This window comes from Rahnella victoriana, from assembly GCF_004330295.1.
Classification (GTDB): Bacteria; Pseudomonadota; Gammaproteobacteria; order Enterobacterales; family Enterobacteriaceae; genus Rahnella; species Rahnella victoriana.
Genome location: NZ_SJOJ01000016.1, coordinates 78,694 through 104,630, shown reverse-complemented (window position 1 = coordinate 104,630; position 25,937 = coordinate 78,694). Strand labels below are relative to the sequence as shown.

The window sequence follows — 25,937 nt, the reverse complement described above, 5'->3', positions numbered from 1 at the left end:
ATTTCAGGAGCGCAGGGACCTGCGCTCCGTCGAACTACTTAATCTATGAAGCTCAGTTTTTGCAGATCAGTTCAGTTCAATCTGGAAATACTGTTTGGCATTATCGAAGCAGATATTTTTCACCATGCTGCCCAGCAGTTCGATATCTGCCGGTGCTTCGCCATCTTCCACCCAGCGGCCGATCATCTGGCACAGGATGCGACGGAAATATTCATGACGCGTATAGGACAAGAAGCTGCGGCTGTCAGTCAGCATGCCGACGAAACGGCTCAGTAAGCCCAGATTGGCAAGCTGGGTCATCTGACGTTGCATGCCGTCTTTCTGATCGTTAAACCACCAGCCGGAACCGAACTGCATTTTGCCCGGCATCCCTTCGCCCTGGAAGTTACCGACCATGGTGCCGATCACTTCGTTATCACGCGGGTTCAGGCAATACAGGATAGTTTTTGGCAGGCCACCGGCCAGACCCTGCGCGCCCAGCAGTTTGGACAGCGGTTCTGCCAGCGGCTGGTCGTTAATGGAGTCGAAACCGACGTCTGCACCAATCAGCTGGAACATACGGGTGTTGTTATTGCGCAGCGCGCCAATGTGGTATTGCTGTACCCATTCACGACGTTGATATTCAGAAGCCAGATACAACAGCACGCCGGTTTTGAACTGGGCAATTTCCTGCGCAGTTGGCGTTTCGCCGTTCAGACGACGGGCCAGAATGCCGTCCAGCGTGGCGTCATCCGCTTCGCCGTACACCACCACATCCAGCGCGTGGTCAGACACTTTGCAACCGTGCGCCGCGAAGTGATCCATACGTTTTTTCAGGGCATCACGCAGATCGCTGAAACGGGTAATAGAGACGTCAGCCGCCGCTTCCAGTTTCTTCATGTAATCCACGAACGTGGCCGCTTCAATGTTGAAGGCTTTATCCGGACGCCAGCTTGGCAGCACTTTAATGTCAAAACTGGCATCTTGTGCGACAGCTTTATGATGTTCCAGAGAATCGATCGGGTCATCGGTGGTGCCGACCATTTTCACGTTCATCTGTTTCATGATGCCGCGGGCAGAGAAGTCATCCTGCGCCAGCAGTTCATTACCGCGTTCCCAGATTTCGCCCGCCGTAGACGGAGAAAGCAGTTTTCCGGTGATACCGAACGGACGGCGCAGTTCTAAGTGCGTCCAGTGGTACAGCGGGTTACCGATCGTGTGAGGAACCGTTGCAGCCCAGGCATCAAATTTTTCACGGTCACTGGCATCGCCGGTACACATACGCTCAGGCACACCGTTGGTACGCATCGCGCGCCATTTGTAGTGATCGCCTTTCAGCCAGATGTCATACAGGTTTTTGAATTTGTAGTCCTGCGCAATCAGCTCAGGTGGCAAATGGCAGTGGTAGTCAAAAATGGGCTCATCTTTCGCATAGTCGTGATACAGGCGACGTGCGAATTCAGTGTCAAGAAGGAAGTCTTCCGTTAAAAACTGCGCCATCTTAAGTTCCTCATCATCAATTCTGTAGAGTTGTCACTCAATGGTGCGAAGTTATCACACCAATTTAAGCTATCGTCCAGTACTTTTTAACGCAGCAAAGCCGCTAAAACGCCTGATTTCATTCCAAAAACCCAAACTAATTCGCTGTAAAATAATGGCTTTATCACCATCCGGTACTGGTGCGTATTATCCTCACAATTAGAGTGTCATTTTGTGATGTTACTCAAACTTTAAATCTGTATGACAAGTTAATTCGTACCAAATGTGACAAAAGCCCCGTTGTCGCTTTATTTCGGCTTTATAGCGCCTTTCGCCCCGTCCCGCCGTCTTCCCTGCCAGGGCAGATCGCCGCACAGCAAGGCGCAGGCGATCGGTTCGTTCATTCGTTGTACAGCCTCTTTCTCATAAGCGAACAAATAAGGTCGTTCATTAACTGTTCGTTTTAAATGTGATCGTTTCGTAAAGTTGTTACACCAATTACGTTTCGATAATCAGGTTGTCATTGTTACTCATGGGCGAAAAAGTGTGAAGCCGATCAAACGAAAGGCACTTTTCATTGTAAAATCAAGTAAATAAGTCTGTAGTTAAAAAAGTTAAGTAACCACACAATTTAAATGTGGTTTTGTGATGTCATTCAAATTTTAAATCTGTATGACAAGTTATCTTTGCATCGCCCGGACAAGAGCGTCAGAGATTACCTGCCACGTCCTTTCGCTGTTGCCCGGGCAAAACACTTCCCTGGCGCACTCCGCCCATGGCGAAGCAGTAATTCTGGTGTTCAGGACGTTCATCGGACACTTACGCACAGATAACAATAACGCAGTGCGTAATAGCACGGGCAGCTCCCAGTGAAATCATCTGGCGGCGACATTCCCGGAAAACACGTTAAGGAAAGCCAGAACCCCATGCTTGTACAGGTGGTGAGAAATACGCCCTGACAGCCTGACGCTGTCATCGCCGGATTATTTACTGGGAGAGAGTTAAATGGGTAAGATTAAAGGGTTACGCTGGTACATGATCGCACTGGTCACATGCGGCACTGTATTAGGTTATTTAACACGTAACGCCATTGCCGCCGCAGCGCCAACGCTGATGAGCCAGCTGAACATCACCACACAGCAATATTCTTATATTATAGCCGCCTATTCCGCCTGCTATACCCTGATGCAGCCGGTGGCCGGTTATGTCCTTGACGTCATGGGCACCAAAGTCGGTTACGCCATGTTCGCCGTGATGTGGGCCGTCTTCTGTATGGCGACCGCGCTGGCAAGCAGCTGGGGTGGCCTGGCCATCGCCCGCGGTGCGGTCGGTATGGCGGAAGCCGCAATGATCCCTGCCGGTCTGAAAGCCAGCAGCGAATGGTTCCCGGCAAAAGAACGTTCTATTGCCGTCGGCTACTTCAACGTCGGTTCCTCTATCGGCGGGATGATTGCGCCGCCGCTGGTCGTCTGGTGTATCGTGATGCACAGCTGGCAGTTAGCCTTCATCATTACCGGTGCGCTGAGCCTGATCTGGGCACTGAGCTGGCTGGTCTTCTACAAGCATCCTAAAGATCAAAAGAAACTCAGCCCTGAAGAGCGTGAATACATTCTGGAAGGTCAGGAAGCACAGCATCAGACCGACAACGGCAAGAAAATGTCTGCCTGGCAGATCCTGCGTAACCGTCAGTTCTGGGGCATTGCGCTGCCACGTTTTCTGGCTGAACCAGCCTGGGGGACATTCAACGCCTGGATCCCGCTGTTCATGTTCAAGGTGTATGGCTTTAACCTGAAAGAAATCGCGATGTTTGCCTGGATGCCGATGCTGTTTGCTGACCTCGGCTGTATCCTCGGCGGTTATATGCCACCCTTGTTCCAGAAATACTTCAAAGTGAACCTGATCGTCTCCCGTAAAATGGTGGTGACGCTGGGTGCGGTACTGATGATCGGCCCTGGCATGATCGGCCTGTTCACCAGCCCGTACGCCGCTATCGCTTTACTGTGTGTCGGTGGTTTTGCTCACCAGTCACTGTCCGGCGCGCTGATCACGCTTTCCTCTGACGTGTTCGGACGTAACGAAGTGGCGACTGCCAACGGTCTGACCGGTATGGCGGCCTGGATGGCCAGTACCATGTTCGCTCTGGTGGTGGGTGCGCTGGCCGATACCATCGGCTTCAGCCCGCTGTTTGCAGCCCTTGCGGTCTTCGACCTGCTCGGTGCCATCATCATCTGGACTGTGTTGCAAAACCGCTCAGCCGTCGAACCTCAACCGGCTACGCTGCACGCTGCGAAAGCCTGATCCACGGTTATCAGCCCGGTAAGATCCTTTACCGGGCTTTGCTTTTTTCTGACATTTCTCCCACTCCTTTCTGGCTAATGCACGGTGCATCAACCTTTCGTAAAACGTATACTGGTACTTGTATAATAAGTTCACAGGTCTGTCCGACACTCACTTCTTACAGGTTTCACTACTTTAAAGAGCACTCATATGGAATCCACAGACACCAGACGCCTATATCAACAACTGGCTGCCACGCTCAAGGAACGCATCGAAACAGGTTTATATCCGGTTGGCGAGAAGCTGCCTGCCGAACGTCTGATTTCGGATGAAATGGATGTCAGCCGCACCGTGGTGCGCGAAGCGATCATCATGCTGGAAGTGGAAGGTTATGTAGAAGTGCGTAAAGGGTCGGGAATTCATGTGATGTCAAACCAGCAGCGTCATCTTGTCGTGCCCGATTGCGGCAGCGAGTTTGGCACCGCCGGTCCGTTTGAGTTGTTGCAGGCACGCCAGTTAATCGAAAGTAATATCGCTGAATTCGCCGCCACGCAGGTGACCAAGCAGGACATCATGCGTCTGATGGAAATTCAGGAGCACGCCCGGCAGGAAGACCGCTTCCGTGATTCTGAGTGGGATTTGAAATTCCATGTGCAGGTCGCGCAGGCTACGCAAAACAACGCACTGGCCACCATCGTCGAGAAGATGTGGAGTCAGCGTTTGCATAACCCTTACTGGCGCAAGCTGCATGAACACATCGACGAGAAGTCGATCGAAAGCTGGTGTGAGGAACACGATCTGATCCTCAAGGCGTTGATCCGTCGTGATCCGCACGCCGCCAAGCTGGCGATGTGGCAGCATCTGGAAAACACCAAACAAATGCTTTTCCGCGCCACCAGTGATGATTTCGAGTTTAACGTAGACCGTTATCTTTATTCAGAAAACCCGGTCGTTCATCTCGATCCGCCTTTGCTGAACAGCAAATAAATTCCACTTAAGGCAGGTTTTCTTCCCCAACCTGCCTTTTTTCTCCCTCTGTGCCCTTCTCCCCCTCACCTGTCAGATACTGTCGGGTAGTGTCAGTCAATGTAAAACCCTTTTCCATAACGTGCTGCGGACTTAAATGATCCGTCGCAACGCGCTATATTTACCTGTCTGAGGTATTGTTATTTTGTTACAGTTAGACCACTTTTTTTACCCGTTCAGGCCGTGTGTAACACGCCGTAAAACGTGTAAACCCCCGAACCGCGTTTGACCAGAAAGCCCGCCAGGGAAGAGGCGACCTTATCAGCAAAACAGGCTGCGTCGAGACACATTCTCCGCTGATGTTTTTTTCGCTGACCCACTGCAAATGATGGAGTTTTACGACACAGATGGAAATTATCAGTTCGCTTATCGATGCCTTGTGGCAACAAGATTATAAAACCCTGGCTAATCCGCAGTTGGTCTGGGCGTTGTACCTGATTTTATTCATGATTATTTTCCTGGAAAATGGTTTGCTGCCCGCTGCGTTTTTGCCGGGCGACAGCCTGCTGATTTTGGTTGGCGTACTGATTGCCAAAGACGCGATGAATTTCCCGCTGACGATTTTCCTGCTCACCAGCGCCGCCAGTCTGGGCTGCTGGCTGAGTTACGCACAGGGGAAATGGCTCGGCAACACCAGGCTGGTTCAGAGCTGGCTGGCACATTTACCGGTGCATTATCACGAACGCGCCCATGCGCTTTTCCATAAACACGGGCTTTCCGCGCTGTTAGTGGGCCGTTTTCTGGCCTTTGTGCGCACCCTGCTGCCCACGATTGCCGGTCTGTCTGGCCTGAGCAACAGCCGCTTTCAGTTTTTCAACTGGGTCAGCGGATTGCTGTGGATCCTGATCCTGACGTCGCTGGGCTATTTCCTCGGAAAAACGCCGCTGTTCCTGAAATATGAAGATCAGGTGATGAACTGCCTGATGCTGCTGCCGGTGCTGTTGTTGATCGGCGGACTGGTCGGTTCGATTGTGGTGCTGTGGCGTAAAAAACACGCTGACCGCCAGAACAAAGGCAAAAACGCATAATGAGCCGCAGATTTCTCAAACGTTCATTTATCTGGCCTGTGGTGCTGATGCTGCTGGCCACGGCCGCGGTGCTCGGGCTGGCGGTGTCCCGTCTTCCGGCGCCGGCCAGCGCCCTGCAAATCCGTCCTGCCAGAGCAGGCGTCGCGCTACCCGACGGTTTTTATGTCTATCAGGGCCTGAGTCAGCGCGGCATTCATATCAAAAGCATCACCCCGCTTAACGACGGTCTGGTGGTACAGCTGGATTCCGCCTCACAACGCAAAATGGCCGAAACCGTGTTGCAGGATATTTTACCTGCCGGGTTCGTGATCCAGTACTGCGAACCGCCGCACGCCAAAGCCTGGGTGGCGAAACTGGATCGTGACCGCCTCAAGTTCGGATAAGCCAGCGCTCAGGATTTGTCTCATATCACCATATATTCAGTGGTGATATGATTGAGCGGCTAGTTATTCAAAAAACACATCAACAAATGGAATTAAGTGCCACACTCACTTAATGGTCAAAAGGAAGCCCGACGATGAAATTCACTTTATCTGCCCTCACGCTTGTCCCTGCCTTACTGTTCACCACCGCTGCTCTGGCCGCACCTCAGCATGAAAGCTGCGTCACCAAGCAACAGGAAATCCAGAAACAGATCGACGAAGCCCGTGCGCATAAAAACCAGAACCGCGTTGACGGTCTGGAGAAAGCCTTGCGCGAAAATCAGGCGCATTGCACCGATGCGGGTCTGAAAGCGGAAAACCAGAAACGTGTTGAAGAGAAACGTGAAAAAGTTGCCGAACGTGAGCAGGAGCTGAAAGAAGCTCAGGCGAACGGTGATCACGAGAAAATCAGCAAGAAACAGCAAAAACTGGAAGAAGCCAGGTCTGAACTGAAAGAGGCTGAAAGCCGTTAATCGCTTGTCAGCCTGACAGATTTTGTCTCACGCCATAGCGGATTTTTCAGTGAACTTGCCTTTTGAAACAGACAATTCGCATTTGCGATCACCTGAATATCCGCTATGTTAAAAGTTCGAATCAGTTAACGTATGGAGTGACTTACACATGGCTAGTAATACATCAGAACAACTGCGCGCTGAACTCAAGTCATTGGCGGACACCCTGGAAGAAGTTCTCCAGACCTCTACCGACAAGCCGAAAGCTGAACTCGACAAACTGCGTGGCAAAGCAGAATCCCTGCTGAAAGATACCCGCGAACGTCTGAGCGATACAGGCGATAAAATTGCCTATCAGACTAAAGAAATTGCCGGCAAAGCTGACGATTACGTGCATGAAAAACCCTGGACGGGCGTCGGTATTGGTGCCGCGGTCGGTGTTGTGATTGGCGTTCTGTTAGCCCGTCGCTGATTATGCCTGAACCGATCAAACCTTCACCGCAAGGTCCGGGTAAAGGGCTGTTTGACATCGTTTCCCGCATCGCCACCGTGGTGGTGAGCATTGTTGAAACGCGTGTCCGTCTGGCCGTGGTTGAGCTGGAAGAGGAAAAGGCCAATATTTTCCAATTGCTGCTCATGGCTGGCATTACCCTGATCTTTACTGCCTTTGGTCTTATGAGTCTGCTGGTTGTTTTATTCTGGGCCATTGACCCGGCCTATCGTCTGACGGCGATAGCCACGACAACCGGCGTTTTACTGCTTCTGGCCGTGATCCTCGGCGCGATGACGCTGGCGAAAGCCAAACGTTCAACCCTGCTGAGCCTCACCCGTAAGCAACTGGACGTCGATCGTGCCCTGCTGGAAAAGGATGACGAGCAATGAGTATTCCGAACCGTGCTGTCGAAAAAGTCAGGTTGCTGCGCAAGATTGAACGTCAGCGCGGCGAGCTTTCTCAGGCCGGTTCAGACTGGCTGGAGGCCACTGCCAAAGTGGATCACTACTGGGTAAAACTGGTGGATATGCGTAAATATCTGGTCGTAGGCTCAAGCCTGCTGGCGGTTTACGGTATCCGTCATCCCAGTGCCGTTATCCGCTGGTCCCGGCGTGCTTTCGGCATCTGGGGTACGGTCAAATTGTTCCGTAAAACCATCGGCAACAAATAGCGCAACCTCCTTCCTGTAAAAAGGGCTGACTGGAAACAGGCAGCCCTTTTCTTTTTGAATAACAATCTGGTGGCTGTTCAATTTATTTGAATCATTCAGACAGATTTACTTGCTAACATAACTTATTCATCCGACTTATTATCTCGTCATCAACTGATGCGGTAACGGCAGGAAACATTTTCCGACCGTACCGGTAATACTTAAATAATTGAGCCTGATTTGGGCTACAGGAATGATGATGAACAAGTTAAACGACACAGCTTTACTGGTTGCCCGTATTTTGATGCCAATTCTGTTTATTGTTGCAGGCTGGGGAAAAATTAACGGTTACACCGCAACGGCGGGTTACATGACATCCATGGGCGTGCCAAGCTTCTTCCTGCCACTGACTATCCTGCTTGAATTCGGCGGCGGTCTGGCGATTCTGTTTGGTTTCTTTACCCGTACTACTGCGCTGATCACGGCCATCTTTACTATCCTGACCGCCCTGATCTTCCACACTGATTTTGCACAGGGCGTGAACCAGATGATGTTCATGAAAAACCTGTCCATCGCGGGTGGTTTCTTCGTCCTGTTTGCTTCCGGTCCTGGCGCATTCAGCATCGACCGCCTGATCAAGAAAAACTGGTAATTGCTCCGACACCAGGGCGCAGTAACCAGACTATAATGAAATAAGACAAGAATACCTGCAGGGCGATGTGATTTATCACCTCGCCCTTTTTTATGACGTATCTGCACATCTCCCCTGAATCATTCGGGTTGCATCAAAGCGGCTCAAAGGAGGATGGGAAAGGAGGAAACATGGGACAACTCGTGAATGGCGTTTGGCAGGACACCTGGTACGACACCAAATCGACCGGCGGTCATTTCAAACGTTCAGCAGCGCAGTTCCGCAACTGGATCACACCGGATGGCGCGCCGGGCGAGCATGGCGTCGGGGGCTTTGCCGCTGAACGCGACCGTTATCATTTGTATGTTTCGCTGGCCTGTCCGTGGGCGCACCGCACTTTACTGATGCGTACCCTGAAAGGTCTGGAAGACATTATTCCGGTGTCTGTGGTACATCCACTGATGCTGGAACACGGCTGGACATTTGGTACCGACTTCCCGGCTGCCACTGGTGATGATTTGTATCATCTGAATTACGCCTATGAAATCTATCTGCGGGCGCAGAACGATTACACCGGCCGCGTCACTGTGCCGATCCTTTGGGATAAAAAACAGCAGACCATTGTCAGCAATGAATCCGCCGATATCATCCGCATGTTCAACAGTGCATTTGATGCCACGGGTGCCAAAGCCGGGGATTATTATCCGCAGGCGTTGCGCTCAGAGATTGATGCAATTAATGAATGGGTGTATCCGCAGATCAACAACGGCGTGTACAAGGCAGGGTTTGCGACGTCTCAGGAAGCCTATGATGAGGCGGTTGATGGCGTGTTTGCAGCGCTGGAACGCGCCGAGGAGTTACTGGGCAAGCACCGCTATCTGACCGGCAATCATCTGACCGAAGCCGATCTGCGTTTATGGACCACGCTGGTACGGTTTGATCCGGTGTACGTCACGCACTTTAAATGCGACCGCTACCGCATCAGCGATTACCCGAATCTGTACGGTTTCCTGCGGGATATCTACCAGATGCCGGGGATCCGCGACACGGTGAACTTCGCGCACATCCGTCATCACTATTTCCGCAGTCACGCCACCATCAATCCGTACGGCATCATTTCCACCGGACCGGCGCAGGATTTAGACTCTGAGCACGGCCGCGATACCCGTTTCTGATTTCGTACCTCGCCTTCCCCTTTCACAGGGGGAAGGCGTGGGTAGGGGCTTGCTCTATGACTTCGCTTCCCGCGTCGCCAGTAACCGGGGAATTTCCCGCAGGAACCAGGCTTTTGCCTCGCCCATGCTGTCACGACGCCACGCCATGATAATGTCAGTTTCGCGGTTATATTCCGCACTCACCACCCGCAGACGCCCTTCCTCGATGTCTTTTTCCACCATCGGATAAGGCATCGTCGCCACGCCTAATCCCGCCAGCAAGGCTTTGCGCTTCTCTTCAATGGTACTGACGGTCAGACGCTGCTGTTTATCCAGCAACTGCACGGTTAAGACCGGACGCTCACGGGCAGTATCCGCCACCGCAATCCCGCGGTATTTCACCCGGCTGACTTCAGACAACGGCTCGGCTTCGAGATGGATCGGATGATCCGGCGCGGCCACATACACGCTGACCAGCTTATACAGTTTGCGGCTGTTGATTTCAGTCGAGGAACGGAAATGCATATCCGGCGCGATCACGATATCCGCGCGGCCCTGCTCGAGGCGCTCCCACGCACCGGCCAGCACTTCGGTGATCAGCGAAACCTGCGTATTGGCTTTCAGCGCCAGTTTTTCAATCAGCGGGAACAGCTGCGCGGCAGGCGATAAGGCTTCACAAACGATGGTGATGTGCGTTTCCCAGCCGCGAGCTAACGCTTCGGCATCCACCGTCAGTTTGTCAGCGGCTTCCAGCAACACACGCCCGCGTTCGAGCAGCATCCGGCCAACATTGGTGAATTTTGTCCGATGACCTGAACGGTCAAACAACACCACGTCCAGCTCTTCTTCCAGTTTCTGCATGGTGTAGCTCAGTGCAGACGGGACGCGGCCCAGCTCATCAGCGGCGGCGGCAAAACTCCCTCTGCGGTCAATCGCATCCATGACCCTTAAGGCTTCCAGTGTGAGTGCGCGATCCTTAGCCATTCTCTTCTCTTTCAGGAAATTTGAATATAGCGACCAGATTAACTGGCTAACAATCACACGTCCAGACGCTTACCATTTATACATCGAAATTTTTAAGAGAGGCGACCGCCATGATTACCAGCAGAACGGCAAAAGAGTGCGGTACCGCTGACTTTGGCTGGCTCCAGGCGCGGTATACATTTTCCTTCGGCCATTACTTTGATCCCAAACTGATGGGCTATGCGTCCCTGCGCGTCCTGAATCAGGAAGTGCTGGCGCCCGGTGCCAGTTTCCAGCCACGCACCTATCCGCGTGTGGATGTGCTGAATCTGGTGTTACAGGGGTCGGCGGAATACCGCGACAGCGAAGGGAACAGTATCCGGGTCAGCGCCGGTGAAGCGGCGTTGCTGTCGACACAGGCGAATGTCACGTACAGCGAACTCAATACCAGCGCCAGCCAGCCGCTGACGCGCATGCAATTGTGGCTGGATGCCTGCCCGGAACATGAGAATCCGTTAACCCAGAAAATGGTGCTGCCGGAAGCCGCGCATTTCCTGCTGGCCTCGCCGGACGGCGAAACGGGCAGCCTGCAATTGCGGCAAAATGTCTGGATCCACCAGCTGACACTGGCGGCGGGGGAAGAGATAACCTTGCCCGTTCGCGGACCCCGCGCCTATTTGCAGTCCATTCACGGGCAGATTAACGCGCAGGGTTCGGTCAGCCACGAATCACAAAAACTGGCCTGCGGCGACGGCGCGTTTATCCATCAGGAAAACAGCCTGACCGTTTCTGCCAGCACGCCATTACGGGCGCTGCTGATTGATATGCCGGTGTAGAACGTCCCCTAAATCATTCAAATTGCAGGAAGGCGGCAAACGAATGAATCCCGATGAACTTACTGAAGTCAGTGATTCGGGTGAGTAAGGGCAGCCAGCGCACCAGCAGTTTGAAGGGTGACGGGAAAAAGACGAAAGCCCGCGCAGATTGCTCTGCGCGGGCTTTCTTTTTGACGAGGGAGTTGACCGTTAAGCCGGGTTCTGTCGTGGACAGTCATTCGTCTAGGCCAGCAATCGCTCACTGGCTCAAGCAGCCTACCCGGGTTCAGTACGGGCCGTACCATGTGAACCCCTATTTGGCCTTGCTCCGGGTGGAGTTTACCTTGCCACGAACTGTTGCCAGCCGCGCGGTGCGCTCTTACCGCACCCTTTCACCCTTACCTGATCCCGCTTGCGCGGGCCATCGGCGGTTTGCTCTCTGTTGCACTTGTCGTAAGCTCGCGCTTCCCAGGCGTTACCTGGCACCCTGCCCTATGGAGCCCGGACTTTCCTCCCCTCCTTCTGTCTCCCCCGAAAGGGACGGCAAAGAAGCGGCGACTGTCTGGTCAACTCCGCGGCGGATAATAGGGTATTACGCCCTATTTGTCACCCTCTTGCTCATCAAGCGCATATTTATACAACGCATTCTTTTTCACGCCGTGGATTTCGGCGGCCAGCGCGGCGGCTTTTTTCAGCGGCAGTTCTTTTTGCAGCAACGCCAGCGTGCGCAGGGCTTCCGCCGGTAAGGCTTCGGTATCCACCTTATGGCCTTCAACGATCAGCACCATTTCGCCGCGACGGCGCGTTTCGACTTCCTGCACCCACGCCAGCAGTTCGCCCACCGGCGCGCCGTGAATATTTTCCCAGGTTTTGGTCAGTTCCCGCGCCAGCACCACATAACGCTCAGGCCCCCAGACCTCCACCATGTCCTGCAAACTGTCCAACAGGCGGTGGGTAGATTCGTAGAAAATCAGCGTGCGCGGTTCTTCGATCAGTGCCTGCAACGTATCCTTGCGGGATTTGGTTTTGGCGGGCAGAAACCCTTCGTAACAGAAACGGTCCGAAGGTAAACCGGCGGCACACAACGCGGTGATCGCCGCACAGGCACCGGGCAACGGCACCACGCGGATCCCGGCTTCGCGGCAGCGACGCACAAGGTGATAGCCGGGGTCATTGATCAGCGGTGTACCGGCATCCGACACCAGCGCAATGGTCTGGCCTTCCTGCAATTTTGCCAGTAAATGCTCGGCTTTCTGCTGTTCGTTGTGGTCATGCAGCGGATACATTTTTGCGCTGATGGCGAAATGTTGCAGCAGCAATCCGGTATGGCGGGTATCTTCTGCGGCAATCAAATCGACACTGTTCAGAACGGCCAGCGCGCGTTGGGTAATATCCCTTAAATTGCCAATTGGCGTGGGTACGATGTACAGCGTTGACGCAGAAATATCTGCTTGATCGTCTTGATTCATTGTTTCATCCGGATTGCCGATTTAATATTGAGCATCTTGAAAAAACATCACTGGAAACTGAATGCCTTCCTCAATGACCTTTCGTACCCGTTCGGGACGTTTACTCCCTGCCATTATCGTGGCGATGCTTCTTGCCAGCTGTACCGGTCAGGCGCCACAGGCACCGACTGAAAGTGTCCAGGGTGCAGCATCCGGCAGCTCTGACTATTATCTGCAGCAGGCGCAGCAAAGCGGTGATGATAACAAGGCTGACTGGCAATTGCTTGCGGTGCGTGCCCTGATACGTGAAGGCAAAGTGCCTCAGGCGGCTGAGCAACTGGCGAAAGTGCCGCAAAATCTGACGGACGCACAAAGCGTTGAGCAGAAACTGACCAGCGCAGAAGTGCAGGTGGCGCAGAAAAATGCGCAGGCCGCCGCAACCACACTCAGCCAGATAGACCCGTCAAACCTGACCAACGATCAGAAAGCGCGTTACTATCAGGCGCAAATCGATGCCAGTCAGGGCCGCACCAGCCTCGGCCTGATCCGCGCTTATATCGCGCAGGAACCGCTGTTGCAGGGCAAACCCCATCAGGACAACATTGATCAAACGTGGATGGCGCTGACCCAGATGTCCGCGCAGGATGTCAACAGCATCGTGATCAATGCCGATGAAAATACCTTGCAGGGATGGCTGGATTTACTCAGCGTCTGGCAAAGCAACAAGCAGGATCCTGATCTGCTGAAAGCCGGTATCAAAGACTGGCAGCGCCGTTATCCGGTGAACCCGGCAGCGAAAACCCTGCCGACGCAGCTCAATAATGTGCTGAGCTTCCAGCCTGCCTCGACCGGTAAAATTGCGCTGTTCCTGCCGATGAGCGGTCCGGCACAGGTTTACGGTAACGCCATTCAGCAGGGCTTTACCGCTGCCATGAACGGTCAGGTCAGCCAGCCAGCACCACAGGCGGCAGCGGTTGATCCTAACGCCCAACCGCAGGATCAGACCGACCCGAACGCGGCGGTCAGCACATCTGCGCCAGAAGCCGCAGCGCAGGACACGCAGCCACAAACCGATCCTGCTCAGGCTCAGCCTGCGGCAACCCCTGCCGCTGCGCCCGTAGCCAGCAGCAACGCGCAGGTGAAAGTGTATGACACCAACGGTCAGCCTCTGGCCGCGCTGCTGACGCAGGCGCAGCAGGATGGCGCGACGCTGGTTGTCGGTCCGCTGCTGAAAGATCAGGTCAACGAACTCTCTTCTGACCAGACCCCGCTGAATGTTTTAGCGCTCAATCAGCCAGAAACTGAGAAAAACAGCCCGAATATCTGTTACTTTGCGCTCTCGCCGGAAGACGAGGCACAGGATGCTGCGCGCCACATGTGGTCTGAGCAGAAACGTATGCCGCTGTTACTGGTTCCGCGTGGCAACTTCGGCGACCGTATCGCGCAGGCTTTTGCTAACGAATGGCAGAAACTGGGCGGCGGCACCGTTCTGAAACAAGGTCTCGGTTCAGGCAGCGAATTGCGTTCTTCTATCGGCAGCGGTATCCGTCTGACCGGTACACCGGTCATCGCCACTGATGCCGCCGCGCCGGCACAAGCACAGGGCGTGACGATTGGTGGCATTACCATCCCGGCTCCGCCGACAGATGCCCAGATTACACAAGGCAGCACCGGTGGCAGCGTGGATTCCGTTTACGTGGTGGCGACGCAAAGTGAACTGACGCTGATTAAACCGATGCTGGATCTGGCCGTGAATGGCCGCGCGCATCCGGCTGTCTACGCCAGCTCCCGCAGCTATCAGGCAGGTGCAGGCCCGGATTATCGTCTTGAAATGGAAGGCGTGCAGTTCAGCGATATTCCGTTGCTGGCGGGCGGCAATCCGGCACTGATGCAGCAAGCCACTGCGAAATTTGGTAACGACTACTCGCTGGTTCGCCTTTACGCGATGGGGATTGATGCCTGGAGTCTGGCGAATCATTTCTCCCAGATGCGCACATTGCCTGGCTTCCAGGTATCCGGCAGCACCGGCGATCTGAGCGCCAATAGCAACTGTGTGATCCACCGTAAATTGCCGTGGCTGCAATACCGTCAGGGTTCGCTGGTGCCGGTTTCTTCCTAAGAGAAAACTGAAACAGCCGCGCCGGGATCGGAATTCTCAGCCATTACAGGTACAAGGACGTACTGATGAAGTCTTTTTTGTCAAAAACGCGGGCATGCGGCGATAAGTATGAAACGTTTGCACGACGTTATCTCGAAAAAGCCGGGTTAACCTTTGTGGCGGCCAATGTGGCCTGCCGTACCGGTGAAATTGACCTGATCATGCGTGACCAGCAAACCTGGGTGTTTGTTGAAGTCCGTTACCGGCGCAACGACAGTTTTGGTGGCGCGGCGGCCAGCGTAACGGTTCAAAAACAGCAGCGCCTGTTACGCGCTGCGTCCTTCTGGCTTGCAGGACACAACGCAAGCTTTGACACATCATCTTGCCGTTTTGATGTTTTTGCCATCACCGGCAGCCAGATAGAATGGCTGCGTGATGCCTTCAATGCGGAATAAATATTACGACGACTGACTGGACGAAAACCCGTGCTGGATAGAATCAAAGTCTGCTTTACAGAAAGTATCCAAACTCAGATTGCGGCGGCAGAAGCCTTGCCAGACGCGATTTCCCGCGCCGCGATGACGCTGGTGCAATCGCTGCTCAACGGCAATAAAATTCTGTGCTGCGGCAACGGCACCTCTGCGGCAAATGCTCAGCATTTTTCCGCCAGTCTGATTAATCGTTTTGAAACTGAACGTCCGAGCCTTCCTGCAATCTCATTATGTGCAGATAACATTGTGCTGACGGCGATTGCTAACGATCGTCTGCATGAAGAAATTTATGCCAAACAGGTGCGCGCCTTAGGTCAGGCGGGCGACGTTCTGCTGGCCATTTCTACCCGCGGCAACAGCCGTGATATTGTCAAAGCCGTTGAAGCAGCGGTAACCCGTGATATGACCATTGTGGCATTAACAGGTTATGACGGCGGCGAGCTGGCGGGTTTACTGGGGCCACATGATGTGGAGATCCGTATCCCTTCCCATCGCAGCGCCCGCATTCAGGAAATGCATATGCTCACAGTCAACTGTCTCTGTGACCTGATAGATAATACGCTGTTCCCACACCAGGACGATTAAGGAGATCCAATGAAGGCGAGTCCTCTCTTTGCTGTATTGTTAAGCGCCCTTCTGTTACAAGGCTGTGTCGCCGCTGCAGTTGTTGGTGCAGCTGGCGTTGCCACAAAAACAACGACTGACCCGCGTACGGTCGGTACTCAGGTTGATGACAGCACGCTGGAAGCCCGTGTTTCCAACGCGGTAAGCAAAGATAAACAACTGAAAGATGAAGCCCGTATCGTGGCTACCGCGTATCAGGGCAAAGTCCTGTTAACCGGCCAGGCACCGACTGCGGATATGGCCGCCCGCGCGAAACAAATCGCATTGGGTGTCGACGGCGCAACGGAAGTGTATAACGAAATCCGCACCGGTAAGCCGGTGAGCATGGGCACCGCGTCAATGGACACCTGGATCACCACCAAAGTCCGTTCGCAGTTGCTGACCAGCGACTCGGTCAAATCGTCTAACGTGAAAGTCACCACCGAAAACGGCGAAGTGTTCCTGCTGGGTCTGGTCACGCAGGAAGAAGGTAAATCAGCGGCAGGGATTGCGGCAGGCGTGAGCGGTGTGAAACACGTCACCACGGCGTTTACTTACGTTAAATAATCCGCCGGTCATCACGAAAAAGGACAGCCATCAGGCTGTCCTTTTTTTTACTGTAAACATCACCCGCTCTAATGCAGTTTATGCTCGCGCAGGAAGGATTCGCCGCCGAGCTGGCTCATCTGACGCAGGATCCATTGCTGCCGACGCAACACATACGCCGAAGGGGCGTTCACTTTGAACAGATGCGGATTCGGCAACACTGCGGCCAGTAACGCGGCCTGAGACGCAGTCAGGCGGCTGGCCGGTTTATGGAAGAAATGCTGCGCAGCCTGCTCGACGCCAAACACGCCGTCACCAAATTCCACGATGTTCAGGTACACCGTCAGGATGCGACGTTTCGTCCAGACGGTTTCAATCCCCACGGTCAGCCCGGCTTCCAGCCCTTTTCTCACCCAGCTGCGCCCGTCCCACAGGAACAGGTTTTTAGCCGTTTGCTGAGACAGCGTTGACGCTCCGCGCATTTTTCCGCCGTCTTTATCCAATACAGACTGAATGGCTGCAACGTCAAATCCCCAGTGCTCAGGGAATTTCTGATCTTCTGCCGCCATCACCGCCAGCGCCATCGGTGAGGAAATCTCACTCATCGGCACCCAGTCTGAATGAGCCACGTAGCCAAAATCGCCGGTCAGCCATGCTGAAACCTGGCGTTCCACCATCACCGCAGAGAAAGGCACGGGTAAAAAAGAAAAAAGAAGAATGCCTCCTACCCATAAGCAGAGTAACAGTATTAATGCGCGTTTGATCCATAACAGCGGCGTACGCAGCAGCCCTTTTCGGGTAATTTTATTCATTTGCCTCTTTCCACAACACATCTGACCATCTAATCATTCTCATGAAGAACCTGTAAAATCAGGCTAGCGAAATGCTTCGCAAGATTGCTAACAATCAGGCAATAATGATGAAACTTTTACTTACATTTGGGAAAGAAAATTCTGATTTGATCATTTCCATCAACGGGTTCCAACACTCAGCCTAAAATTATCATTTTTTTCAATAAGATGCTTTTTTCGCCAAAAAAGTAAAATCCTTGTGAACAAATCAACAAAAAATACATTAGCCACGCTTATGCTTCGTTACTGCGGAAATGAATAAATTCTCGCCGGTTATTCCGCAATGAGCGACCTGACTAAGTCAAATCTGCTACCTGTAAACCGTAAAAAATCAGCAGGGTGTACGTCTTTTTGTCGGACAAAAAACACACCACCCTAAGTGAAATTTTTTCATTTGAAATAAAATTCACCTCTTTTTTGGCTCCGGTATTCTCCCGTCGTCAAAAAAAAGACTTATACGATGCATTACAGAGACTTGCCAGTGATTTTGGGTTTTATACAACCGGTTTCATAGCCGGATATGTCGCAAAATCAGCGGTAAAACAGCCTGTGATTGTTCACTTCCATAAGTAAAATTGCATGTGACCAATACAACATCAGCATGCTTCATTTGTATTCTGTCAAAAATCCTGCGATAAAGGCTTGATGTTTTGTATAGACAAAGACTAATCTACATCACAGTTTTTAATGAATGTTGTAACAGTTCTGCTTATATTTGTTATGTTGATTGCTACAGGATGTATTAGACTTTAAGACTGAATTCCAAGACCTGCGAAAACCGAACCCTAAAAACTATCGTGGGTTACCTCTTTCCCTGGTGTTGGCGCAGTATTCGCGCACCCCGGCCTCGGCTGGGGTTATTTTTTTTCAGCGTTTGCCGTCCAGTCGCGTAACACCTGAATGTCATTGCGCCATTCTGCCTTCAGCTCATCAATCCATTCCTGCACGTTATCCCACCAGGCTGGCAATGTCGGCGTCTGGATCTGCTGGGCCAGTTGCTGCAAATGTTTCAGGCCAACCGAACCCGCTGCCCCTTTGATTTTGTGACCTTCTTCGGCAATGCCTTTCTGATCGCGCGCCGTCATGTTGGAATCGAGAACGGCCAGATAGCCCGGCATCATTTTTTCAAACATATCTGCACTCTGATAAATCAGTTTCGCGCCAACCAGGTCGATGTACTGCTCAAGCATGGCGGTATCAAGCAACGATTCACTGTCTTTCATCACTACGGGCTCCAGTTCCGGTTCACGAACGTCTGGCTGATGATCCCAGAATTGTTGGATCATCGCGGTCAGCGCAGAAACAGACAGCGGCTTGCTCAGCACATCGTCCATTCCGGCATCGAGATACTCTTTTTTGTCTTTCAGCACGTTGGCCGTCAGGGCAATCAGTGGCGGCAGATGCTGTCCGGCGTAATCGGTGCGCAGCTTACGGGCGATATCCAGCCCGGTCATGTCCGGCAACTGGATATCCAGCAGGACCAGATCGAATTCGTCCGGATCAAACATCTCCAGCGCATCATGGCCGTTCATTGCCACCTCCACGCTGTTACCCAACTTCTCCAGCACCGAACGCGCCACAATGACGTTCAGCTCGATATCTTCCACCAGCAGCACGTGCAGCGCCGGTAACGGCATATCATCGTCGTCATCAGTCAGTGCAGCCGGCGCATCCAGCGTTGGCGCCCGTACAGTAAGCGTAAAGCAGGAACCCTGACCCGGCACGCTGCTGACGGAAATATCGCCGCCCATCGCCTGCGCCAGACGTTTTGACACCGCCAGCCCGATGCCCGTACCGGTCGCCGGTTTGCCGCCGTTCTGATCTTTCACCTGATAATACATGGCAAAGATTTTGTCCTGCTCATCCTGCGGAATGCCCAGACCAGAGTCGCGCACCACAAACCGCAGCATATCGTTCGGCTCATAATGCACGCTCAGCACAATTTCCCCTTCGCGGGTGAATTTGACGGCGTTGCCGATCAGGTTCCATAGAATCTGCCGCAGGCGCGTGCCGTCTGTCGTAATGCTGCGTGGCAACGGCAGATCCGGCTCCATGATAAATTTCAGCCCTTTCGGCTGCGCCAGCAGGCCGGAGAGGTTTTCAAGGTCGGTCAGGAATTCGGTGAAATCGACAGGCTGGTTATCGAGCTGCACTTTACGGCGCTCAATTTTATCCATTTCAATAATGTCGTTGAAGATATTGCCGAGGGTGATGGCGCTGACGTGAATCGTTTTCAGATAGCTGTGCTGTTCTTTGTCCAGCTCGGTATCGAGCAGAATGCGGCTCAGGCCGACAATGCCGTTAAGCGGCGTACGCAACTCGTGGCTGATCGTAGAAATAAACGTGGTCTTCTCACGGCTGGCGTTCTCTAACGCGTCCTGATAACGCTTACGCTCGGTAATATCGCGTCCGAAGCCCATCAGTCCGTGTCGTTTACCGATACGGTCGTAGAACGGCACTTTACGCAATTCGAAGCAGGCTTTACGCCCGTCGGGATAAACCAGCCATTGTTCGTAGGTCAGGGACACGTTGTGACGGAACACCTTCTCGTCGGTTTCCACCACTTTCTCGGCGATGTCCGGAGTGTAGACATCGTCCGGGGTCAGGCCGATCAGCTGCTTTTCGCTTTTGCCGGTCAGCAGTTCCATCGCCCGGTTACAACCGGAGAATTCTTTGTCTTCGTTTCGGTAATACACCAGGTCCGGTGAGGCATCGAGGAAAGAGCGTAATAATGCAGATTGCTGACTCAGTTCGATCTGCGCCTGCTCGCGGTGCTGCATTTCGAGTTTCAGCTTATCGACCACCGCCAGACGCGCTTCTTCCGCTTTCACTCGGTCGGCGATTTCCTGATTCAGCTGGGTAATGTTGTCTTTGAGTTGCTGATTCAGTTCGAGATCGCGGTGGCGCATTTCTTCCAGTTTATCGACCAGACGGGCTAAACGCTGGCGTGACTCTTCTAACTGCTCCACCACCACTGACAGGAAGTAAACCGCCCAGGGTGTGATCAGCAAACCAAAGAAGATAGAACGAACGACGTCGATACTTTCCACCTGCCCGCGCAGGAGCATGGTGACCGCCATCTGGACAATCATCGCCAGCACCACCAGCGCAGACGCCAGCAGCAGCGAGAATCTCACCAGCCCCAGCTTGACCATCAGATCGACATAATACTGCGCTAAAACCCGGATTTGCTTCATAACGGTTCCCTTAAAACGAAGTCATCTGAATCATACCGCAAAACCTCCCCGGCGTGATGGCGGGGTAGAGATTGCCCATGAAGTTTGTGAGATGCACCTTGCAGGGGCTTGTCATGGTGCAATGCAGGAAATAAGGGCAGAGTTATTGACTATTATCGGCGGGGATATTATTAATATCGGCCGGCTTTATCAGGCTGACCGCGTTGCCAACTGCCGTCCGGCTAACATTTTTTCCTTTTATCCTCCGAATACCTTCCCTCTCGGCGCATTTCGCGCAGGCATAACTATTCATTATTACTGCAAATAAAGTCATTCGTGCCTGTATGAATAATTCTTATTACAAACACCGGTCTGACACATTATTACGGTCAGGTTAAAAACAGTGACAAACCGCATGTGCACAGTGTTTTCCAGTATAAAATACTGGTAATTACGCCCCTGCCAGCACGGTGCGGAGATCTTACGCTTTCCCCATAGTGAGTCAGCTCACACTTTATGCGCATGACCCCATCGAAAATATGCCAATAAAAACGCCATAATTCATATATATTTCAAATAATTAAAGTCCTTTATATCACTTTTAATATAACTTAAATCGCCATTTGACCTGTCTGTGCTTTCTCGCTAAGTTGGGAGTCCGCTGGAAGCAATCTCGACGGGTGAGCAACTCGTCATATTTATGCAGTAATTGAAGACTCCCTCATTAAAACAAGTCAACCACCACTTGTGAGAACCATCACGAGAGGCCTTTGACGGAGATGCCCGGGCAATCAACGCACCGCAAGAGTGCGCGAAATTGCGGACAAACCTCCGTCTATAAGACCGCTCGCGGTTGGTGTGAGAGTCTCGCAGAGCCTGGGGAGGTTCACGTTATGTTGTACGATAAATCCCAAGAGAGGGACAACTGTGGTTTCGGCCTGATCGCCCATATAGAAGGCGAACCTAGCCATAAGGTCGTGCGTACTGCAATTCACGCACTGGCCCGCATGCAACACCGTGGCGCGATCCTTGCTGACGGCAAGACCGGCGACGGCTGTGGCCTTCATTTACAGAAACCTGACCGCTTCTTCCGCATGATTGCCGAAGAACGTGGCTGGCGTCTGGCGAAAAACTACGCCGTGGGCATGCTGTTCCTCAGCAAAGATGAAAAAGAAGCTGAGGCGAGCCGCCGCATTGTAGAAGAAGAATTGCAAAACGAGACGCTGTCCGTGGTGGGCTGGCGTGACGTTCCGACCAATCCGGACGTACTCGGTGAAATCGCGCTTTCCTCCCTGCCTCGTATCGAACAAATTTTTGTCAACGCGCCTGCCGGCTGGCGTCCGCGTGACATGGAGCGTCGCCTGTATATGGCGCGCCGCCGCATTGAGAAACGCATTCAGGATAAAGACTTCTATGTGTGCAGTTTCTCCAACGTGGTCACGATCTACAAAGGCCTGTGTATGCCTGCGGATCTGCCACGCTTCTATTTAGATCTGGCCGACCTGCGTCTGGAATCGGCCATCTGCCTGTTCCACCAGCGTTTCTCGACCAACACCGTGCCGCGCTGGCAGCTGGCTCAGCCTTTCCGCTATCTGGCGCACAACGGTGAAATCAACACCATCACCGGTAACCGCCAGTGGGCGCGTGCCCGTGCGTATAAATTCAAAACGCCGCTGATCCCCGATTTGCAGGACGCGTCGCCTTTCGTCAACGAAACCGGTTCGGACTCCAGTTCGCTGGATAACATGCTGGAACTGTTCCTGGCGGGCGGGATGGATTTGCTGCGCGCCATGCGTTTGCTGGTGCCGCCTGCCTGGCAGCAAAACCCGGACATGGACGATGACCTGCGCGCGTTCTTCGACTTTAACTCCATGCACATGGAGCCGTGGGATGGCCCGGCCGGTATCGTGATGTCAGACGGTCGTTACGCCGCCTGTAACCTCGACCGTAACGGTCTGCGCCCGGCGCGTTATGTCATCACCAAAGATAAGCTGATCACCTGTGCGTCTGAAGTTGGCATCTGGGATTATCAGCCGGACGAAGTGGTCGAAAAAGGCCGCGTCGGACCGGGCGAACTGATGGTGATTGACACCCGCAGCGGCAAGATCCACCACTCCGCGGAAACCGACAACGACCTGAAAGGCCGCCATCCTTATAAGCAATGGATGGAGAAAAACGTTCAGCGTCTGGTGCCGTTCGAAGACCTGCCGGAAGACCAGGTCGGCAGCCGCGAGCTGGAAGACACCTTGCTGGAAACCTTCCAGAAGCAGTTCGGCTACAGCAGCGAAGAACTCGATCAGATCATCCGCGTACTGGGTGAAAACGGTCAGGAAGCCGTCGGTTCCATGGGCGACGATACCCCATTTGCCGTGCTCTCCAGCCGTCCGCGTATCGTGTATGACTACTTCCGTCAGCAGTTTGCGCAGGTCACCAACCCGCCAATCGATCCGCTGCGTGAAGCCCACGTAATGTCTCTGGCGACCAGCATTGGCCGCGAGATGAACGTGTTCTGTGAAGCAGAAGGTCAGGCTCACCGTCTGAGCTTCAAATCGCCAATCCTGCTGTGGTCTGACTTTAAACAGCTCACCACGCTCGACAGTAAACACTATCGCGCTGAAACGCTGGATCTGACCTACGATCCGAGCGAACAAAACATGGAGCAGTTCGTCCAGAAACTCTGTGACGAAGGCGAACAGAAAGTGCGTAACGGCGCGGTTCTGCTGGTGCTGTCTGACCGCAATATTGCCCCGAACCGTCTGCCTCTGCCTGCGCCAATGGCCGTCGGCGCACTGCAATTACGTCTTGTGGAAAAAAGCCTGCGTTGCGATGCCAACATCATTGTTGAAACCGCCAGCGCCCGTGACCCGCACCATTTCGCCGTGCTGATTGGTTTCGGTGCCACTGCGGTGTATCCGTATCTGGCCTACGAAACGCTGGCAAAACTGGTCGACTCTCAGGTTATCGAGAAGAAATACCGTGAAGTGATGCTGAACTACCGTAACGGCATCAATAAAGGCCTGTACAAGATCATGTCCAAAATGGGCATTTCAACCGTCGCCTCTTACCGTTGTTCCAAACTGTTTGAAGCGGTCGGTCTGGCGAAGGATCTGTGCAACACCTGCTTCAACGGCGTGGTCAGCCGCATCGGCGGTGCCGGTTACAGCGATTTCGAACAGGATTTGCTGAACCTGTCCAAACGCGCGTGGCTGAAACGCAAGACGCTGGATCAGGGCGGTCTGCTGAAATTTGTCCACGGCGGCGAATATCACTCCTATAACCCGGACGTGGTCACCACCCTGCAAGCGGCAGTGAACAGCGGTGATTACGACGATTATAAAAAGTACGCCCGACTGGTTAATGAGCGTCCGGTCGCCACACTGCGTGACCTGCTGAAAGTGACACCAAAAGGCCAGCCGATCCCTGTTGATCAGGTTGAACCGGCGGAAGGGCTGTATACCCGCTTCGATACCGCCGCGATGTCTATCGGTGCGTTAAGCCCGGAAGCGCATGAGTCGCTGGCAGAAGCGATGAACAGCATCGGCGGACGTTCGAACTCCGGCGAAGGCGGCGAAGATCCGGCGCGTTACGGCACCAATAAAGTGTCCCGTATCAAGCAGGTGGCTTCCGGTCGTTTCGGTGTCACACCGGCGTATCTGGTGAATGCCGACGTTATTCAGATCAAAGTGGCGCAGGGTGCAAAACCAGGCGAAGGCGGCCAGTTGCCGGGTGACAAAGTGACGCCGTATATCGCGAAACTGCGTTACTCCGTGCCGGGCGTGACCCTGATTTCTCCACCGCCGCACCACGATATTTATTCCATCGAGGATCTGGCGCAGCTGATTTTCGACCTGAAACAGGTCAACCCGAAAGCCATGATTTCGGTGAAACTGGTGTCTGAACCGGGCGTCGGCACGATCGCGGTCGGCGTGGCAAAAGCTTATGCAGATCTCATCACTATCGCTGGCTACGACGGCGGCACCGGCGCAAGCCCGCTGTCTTCGGTGAAATACGCCGGTTGTCCGTGGGAACTGGGTCTGGTGGAAACCCAACAGGCGCTGGTGGCCAACGGCCTGCGTCACAAGATCCGCTTGCAGGTGGATGGCGGCCTGAAAACTGGCCTCGACATCATCAAGGCGGCGATTCTGGGCGCAGAAAGCTTCGGCTTCGGTACCGGCCCGATGGTGGCGCTGGGTTGTAAATACCTGCGTATTTGCCACCTGAACAACTGCGCAACGGGCGTGGCAACTCAGGATGACAAACTGCGTCGCAACCATTATCACGGCCTGCCGGAACGCGTAGTGAATTACTTCAGGTTCATCACGCAGGAAACCCGTGAAATCATGGCCGAACTGGGCGTCAGCCAGCTGGTGGATCTGATTGGTCGCACCGATTTGCTGACTGAGCTGGACGGTTTCACCGCCAAGCAAAACAATCTCGACCTTTCTGCGATGCTGGCAACTGCCACGCCGCATGAAGGCAAAGCGGTGTACTGCACCGAAAGCAACCCGGCGTTCGACAAGGGTCAGCTTAACAAAGACATTCTGGAACAGGCCGCGCCGCACATCGATTCTAAGCAGAGCAAAGCGTTCTACTTTGATATCCGCAACACTGACCGCTCTGTGGGTGCAATGTTGTCAGGTGCAATTGCTGAGAAACATGGCGATCAAGGCATGGCGGCTGATCCGGTGCGTATTAACTTCAACGGTACCGCGGGCCAGAGCTTCGGCGTCTGGAACGCAGGCGGCGTCGATTTAATGCTGACCGGCGACGCGAACGACTACGTGGGCAAAGGCATGGCCGGTGGCCGCATTGCCATCCGTCCGCCAATCGGTTCAGCGTTCCGCAGCCACGAAGCCAGCATCATCGGTAACACCTGTCTGTACGGCGCAACCGGCGGCAAGTTGTTTGCAGCGGGTCGTGCGGGTGAACGCTTCGCAGTGCGTAACTCCGGTGCCATCACCGTTGTTGAAGGTATCGGCGATAACGGTTGTGAATATATGACCGGCGGCATTGTGTGTGTGCTGGGCCGTACCGGCGTCAACTTCGGCGCAGGCATGACCGGCGGCTTCGCTTACGTTCTTGATGAAGACGGCGAATTCCGCAAACGTGTTAACCCGGAACTGGTTGAAGTCCTGGAAGTGGCCGATCTGGCGATCCATGAAGAGCATCTGCGCGGTTTGATCATCGAACACGTACAGTTGACCGCATCGACCCGTGGTGAAGAGATTTTGGCGAACTGGCCGGAATGGGCGCCTAAATTTGCCCTGGTAAAACCGAAGTCCAGTGATGTCAAAGCATTGTTGGGTCACCGTAGTCGTTCCGCAGCTGAGCTGCGGGTACAAGCGCAGTAAGAGGT

General features: G+C 53.5%; 21 protein-coding genes and 1 other RNA gene. 16 read left to right on the top strand and 6 right to left on the bottom strand.

Annotated elements, in window-relative coordinates; all coding sequences use genetic code 11:
- Positions 1–66: 66 nt before the first annotated feature.
- Entirely contained in the window at positions 67–1,479 is a 1,413-nt protein-coding gene (gene uxaC, locus EYY67_RS14935) for a glucuronate isomerase (protein ID WP_131693801.1), read from the bottom strand.
- Positions 1,480–2,463: 984 nt separating this feature from the next.
- Here uxaC and EYY67_RS14930 point away from each other — a divergent pair.
- From EYY67_RS14930 to EYY67_RS14885, 10 genes are all read left to right on the top strand, one after another.
- Positions 2,464–3,756, top strand: coding sequence for an MFS transporter (locus tag EYY67_RS14930; RefSeq protein WP_095924454.1), 1,293 nt, complete (start codon positions 2,464–2,466; stop codon positions 3,754–3,756).
- 189 nt (positions 3,757–3,945) lie between these two features.
- Positions 3,946–4,722 (top strand): transcriptional regulator ExuR, encoded by a 777-nt coding sequence (gene exuR, locus EYY67_RS14925; protein WP_095924453.1) that lies wholly within the window; start codon positions 3,946–3,948, stop codon positions 4,720–4,722.
- A gap of 386 nt (positions 4,723–5,108) precedes the next feature.
- Positions 5,109–5,789 carry a DedA family protein gene (locus EYY67_RS14920; RefSeq protein ID WP_095924452.1) on the top strand — a complete coding sequence of 227 codons (681 nt, stop codon included), beginning with the start codon at positions 5,109–5,111 and terminating at the stop codon, positions 5,787–5,789.
- Positions 5,789–6,172: an EnvZ/OmpR regulon moderator MzrA gene (gene mzrA / locus EYY67_RS14915; RefSeq protein WP_095924451.1), complete on the top strand. Its 384-nt coding sequence runs from the start codon at positions 5,789–5,791 to the stop codon at positions 6,170–6,172. The genes EYY67_RS14920 and mzrA overlap by 1 nt, the downstream gene beginning before the upstream one ends.
- Before the next feature lie 134 nt (positions 6,173–6,306).
- Positions 6,307–6,684 (top strand): DUF1090 domain-containing protein, encoded by a 378-nt coding sequence (locus tag EYY67_RS14910; protein WP_131693800.1) that lies wholly within the window; start codon positions 6,307–6,309, stop codon positions 6,682–6,684.
- Positions 6,685–6,832: 148 nt separating this feature from the next.
- Complete coding sequence (locus EYY67_RS14905) at positions 6,833–7,135, top strand: ElaB/YgaM/YqjD family protein (protein WP_013577208.1); 303 nt, start codon at positions 6,833–6,835, stop codon at positions 7,133–7,135.
- Positions 7,136–7,137: 2 nt separating this feature from the next.
- A complete protein-coding gene (locus EYY67_RS14900) occupies positions 7,138–7,545 on the top strand; it encodes a phage holin family protein (RefSeq protein WP_131693799.1) in 408 nt (135 codons plus the stop codon).
- The gene (locus EYY67_RS14895) at positions 7,542–7,826 is read left to right on the top strand and encodes a YqjK-like family protein (RefSeq protein WP_095924448.1); all 285 of its coding nucleotides are present in this window, start codon (positions 7,542–7,544) and stop codon (positions 7,824–7,826) included. Before EYY67_RS14900 ends, EYY67_RS14895 begins: the two co-directional genes overlap by 4 nt.
- A 238-nt stretch (positions 7,827–8,064) precedes the next feature.
- Positions 8,065–8,457 (top strand): DoxX family protein, encoded by a 393-nt coding sequence (locus EYY67_RS14890; protein WP_095924447.1) that lies wholly within the window; start codon positions 8,065–8,067, stop codon positions 8,455–8,457.
- A 170-nt stretch (positions 8,458–8,627) separates the two neighbouring features.
- Positions 8,628–9,611 carry a glutathione S-transferase family protein gene (locus EYY67_RS14885; RefSeq protein ID WP_119822430.1) on the top strand — a complete coding sequence of 328 codons (984 nt, stop codon included), beginning with the start codon at positions 8,628–8,630 and terminating at the stop codon, positions 9,609–9,611.
- 54 nt (positions 9,612–9,665) lie between these two features.
- On the opposite strand, the gene EYY67_RS14880 is transcribed toward EYY67_RS14885, so the two are convergent.
- The gene (locus EYY67_RS14880) at positions 9,666–10,574 is read right to left on the bottom strand and encodes a LysR family transcriptional regulator (RefSeq protein ID WP_095924445.1); all 909 of its coding nucleotides are present in this window, start codon (positions 10,572–10,574) and stop codon (positions 9,666–9,668) included.
- A gap of 110 nt (positions 10,575–10,684) precedes the next feature.
- Here EYY67_RS14880 and EYY67_RS14870 point away from each other — a divergent pair, with 110 nt between their 5' ends.
- Positions 10,685–11,389 (top strand): pirin family protein, encoded by a 705-nt coding sequence (locus EYY67_RS14870; protein WP_095924443.1) that lies wholly within the window; start codon positions 10,685–10,687, stop codon positions 11,387–11,389.
- Positions 11,390–11,563: 174 nt separating this feature from the next.
- Here the strand turns inward: EYY67_RS14870 and rnpB are convergent.
- Positions 11,564–11,942: RNase P RNA component class A (rnpB, locus tag EYY67_RS14865), an RNA gene on the bottom strand.
- Between the two features lie 25 nt (positions 11,943–11,967).
- Positions 11,968–12,837, bottom strand: coding sequence for a 16S rRNA (cytidine(1402)-2'-O)-methyltransferase (gene rsmI, locus EYY67_RS14860; RefSeq protein ID WP_131693798.1), 870 nt, complete (start codon positions 12,835–12,837; stop codon positions 11,968–11,970).
- Positions 12,838–12,898: 61 nt separating this feature from the next.
- Between rsmI and EYY67_RS14855 the strand changes: the two genes are divergently transcribed.
- The 4 genes from EYY67_RS14855 to dolP all read left to right on the top strand — a co-directional run bounded on the left by EYY67_RS14855 (position 12,899) and on the right by dolP (position 16,575).
- Positions 12,899–14,935 (top strand): penicillin-binding protein activator, encoded by a 2,037-nt coding sequence (locus EYY67_RS14855; RefSeq protein ID WP_131693797.1) that lies wholly within the window; start codon positions 12,899–12,901, stop codon positions 14,933–14,935.
- A 65-nt stretch (positions 14,936–15,000) separates the two neighbouring features.
- Positions 15,001–15,369: a YraN family protein gene (locus EYY67_RS14850; RefSeq protein WP_095924440.1), complete on the top strand. Its 369-nt coding sequence runs from the start codon at positions 15,001–15,003 to the stop codon at positions 15,367–15,369.
- A gap of 30 nt (positions 15,370–15,399) precedes the next feature.
- Positions 15,400–15,990, top strand: coding sequence for a DnaA initiator-associating protein DiaA (gene diaA / locus EYY67_RS14845; RefSeq protein WP_013577230.1), 591 nt, complete (start codon positions 15,400–15,402; stop codon positions 15,988–15,990).
- Between the two features lie 9 nt (positions 15,991–15,999).
- Positions 16,000–16,575 carry a division/outer membrane stress-associated lipid-binding lipoprotein gene (gene dolP / locus EYY67_RS14840; RefSeq protein ID WP_119822427.1) on the top strand — a complete coding sequence of 192 codons (576 nt, stop codon included), beginning with the start codon at positions 16,000–16,002 and terminating at the stop codon, positions 16,573–16,575.
- 68 nt (positions 16,576–16,643) lie between these two features.
- Here the strand turns inward: dolP and mtgA are convergent, their stop codons facing one another.
- Positions 16,644–17,366: a monofunctional biosynthetic peptidoglycan transglycosylase gene (gene mtgA / locus EYY67_RS14835; RefSeq protein WP_095924438.1), complete on the bottom strand. Its 723-nt coding sequence runs from the start codon at positions 17,364–17,366 to the stop codon at positions 16,644–16,646.
- A gap of 896 nt (positions 17,367–18,262) precedes the next feature.
- Positions 18,263–20,602 (bottom strand): aerobic respiration two-component sensor histidine kinase ArcB, encoded by a 2,340-nt coding sequence (arcB, locus tag EYY67_RS14830; protein ID WP_095924437.1) that lies wholly within the window; start codon positions 20,600–20,602, stop codon positions 18,263–18,265.
- Positions 20,603–21,474: 872 nt separating this feature from the next.
- On the opposite strand from arcB, the gene gltB reads away from it, so the two are divergent.
- Entirely contained in the window at positions 21,475–25,932 is a 4,458-nt protein-coding gene (gene gltB, locus EYY67_RS14825; RefSeq protein ID WP_119822424.1) for a glutamate synthase large subunit, read from the top strand.
- Positions 25,933–25,937 lie beyond the last annotated feature (5 nt).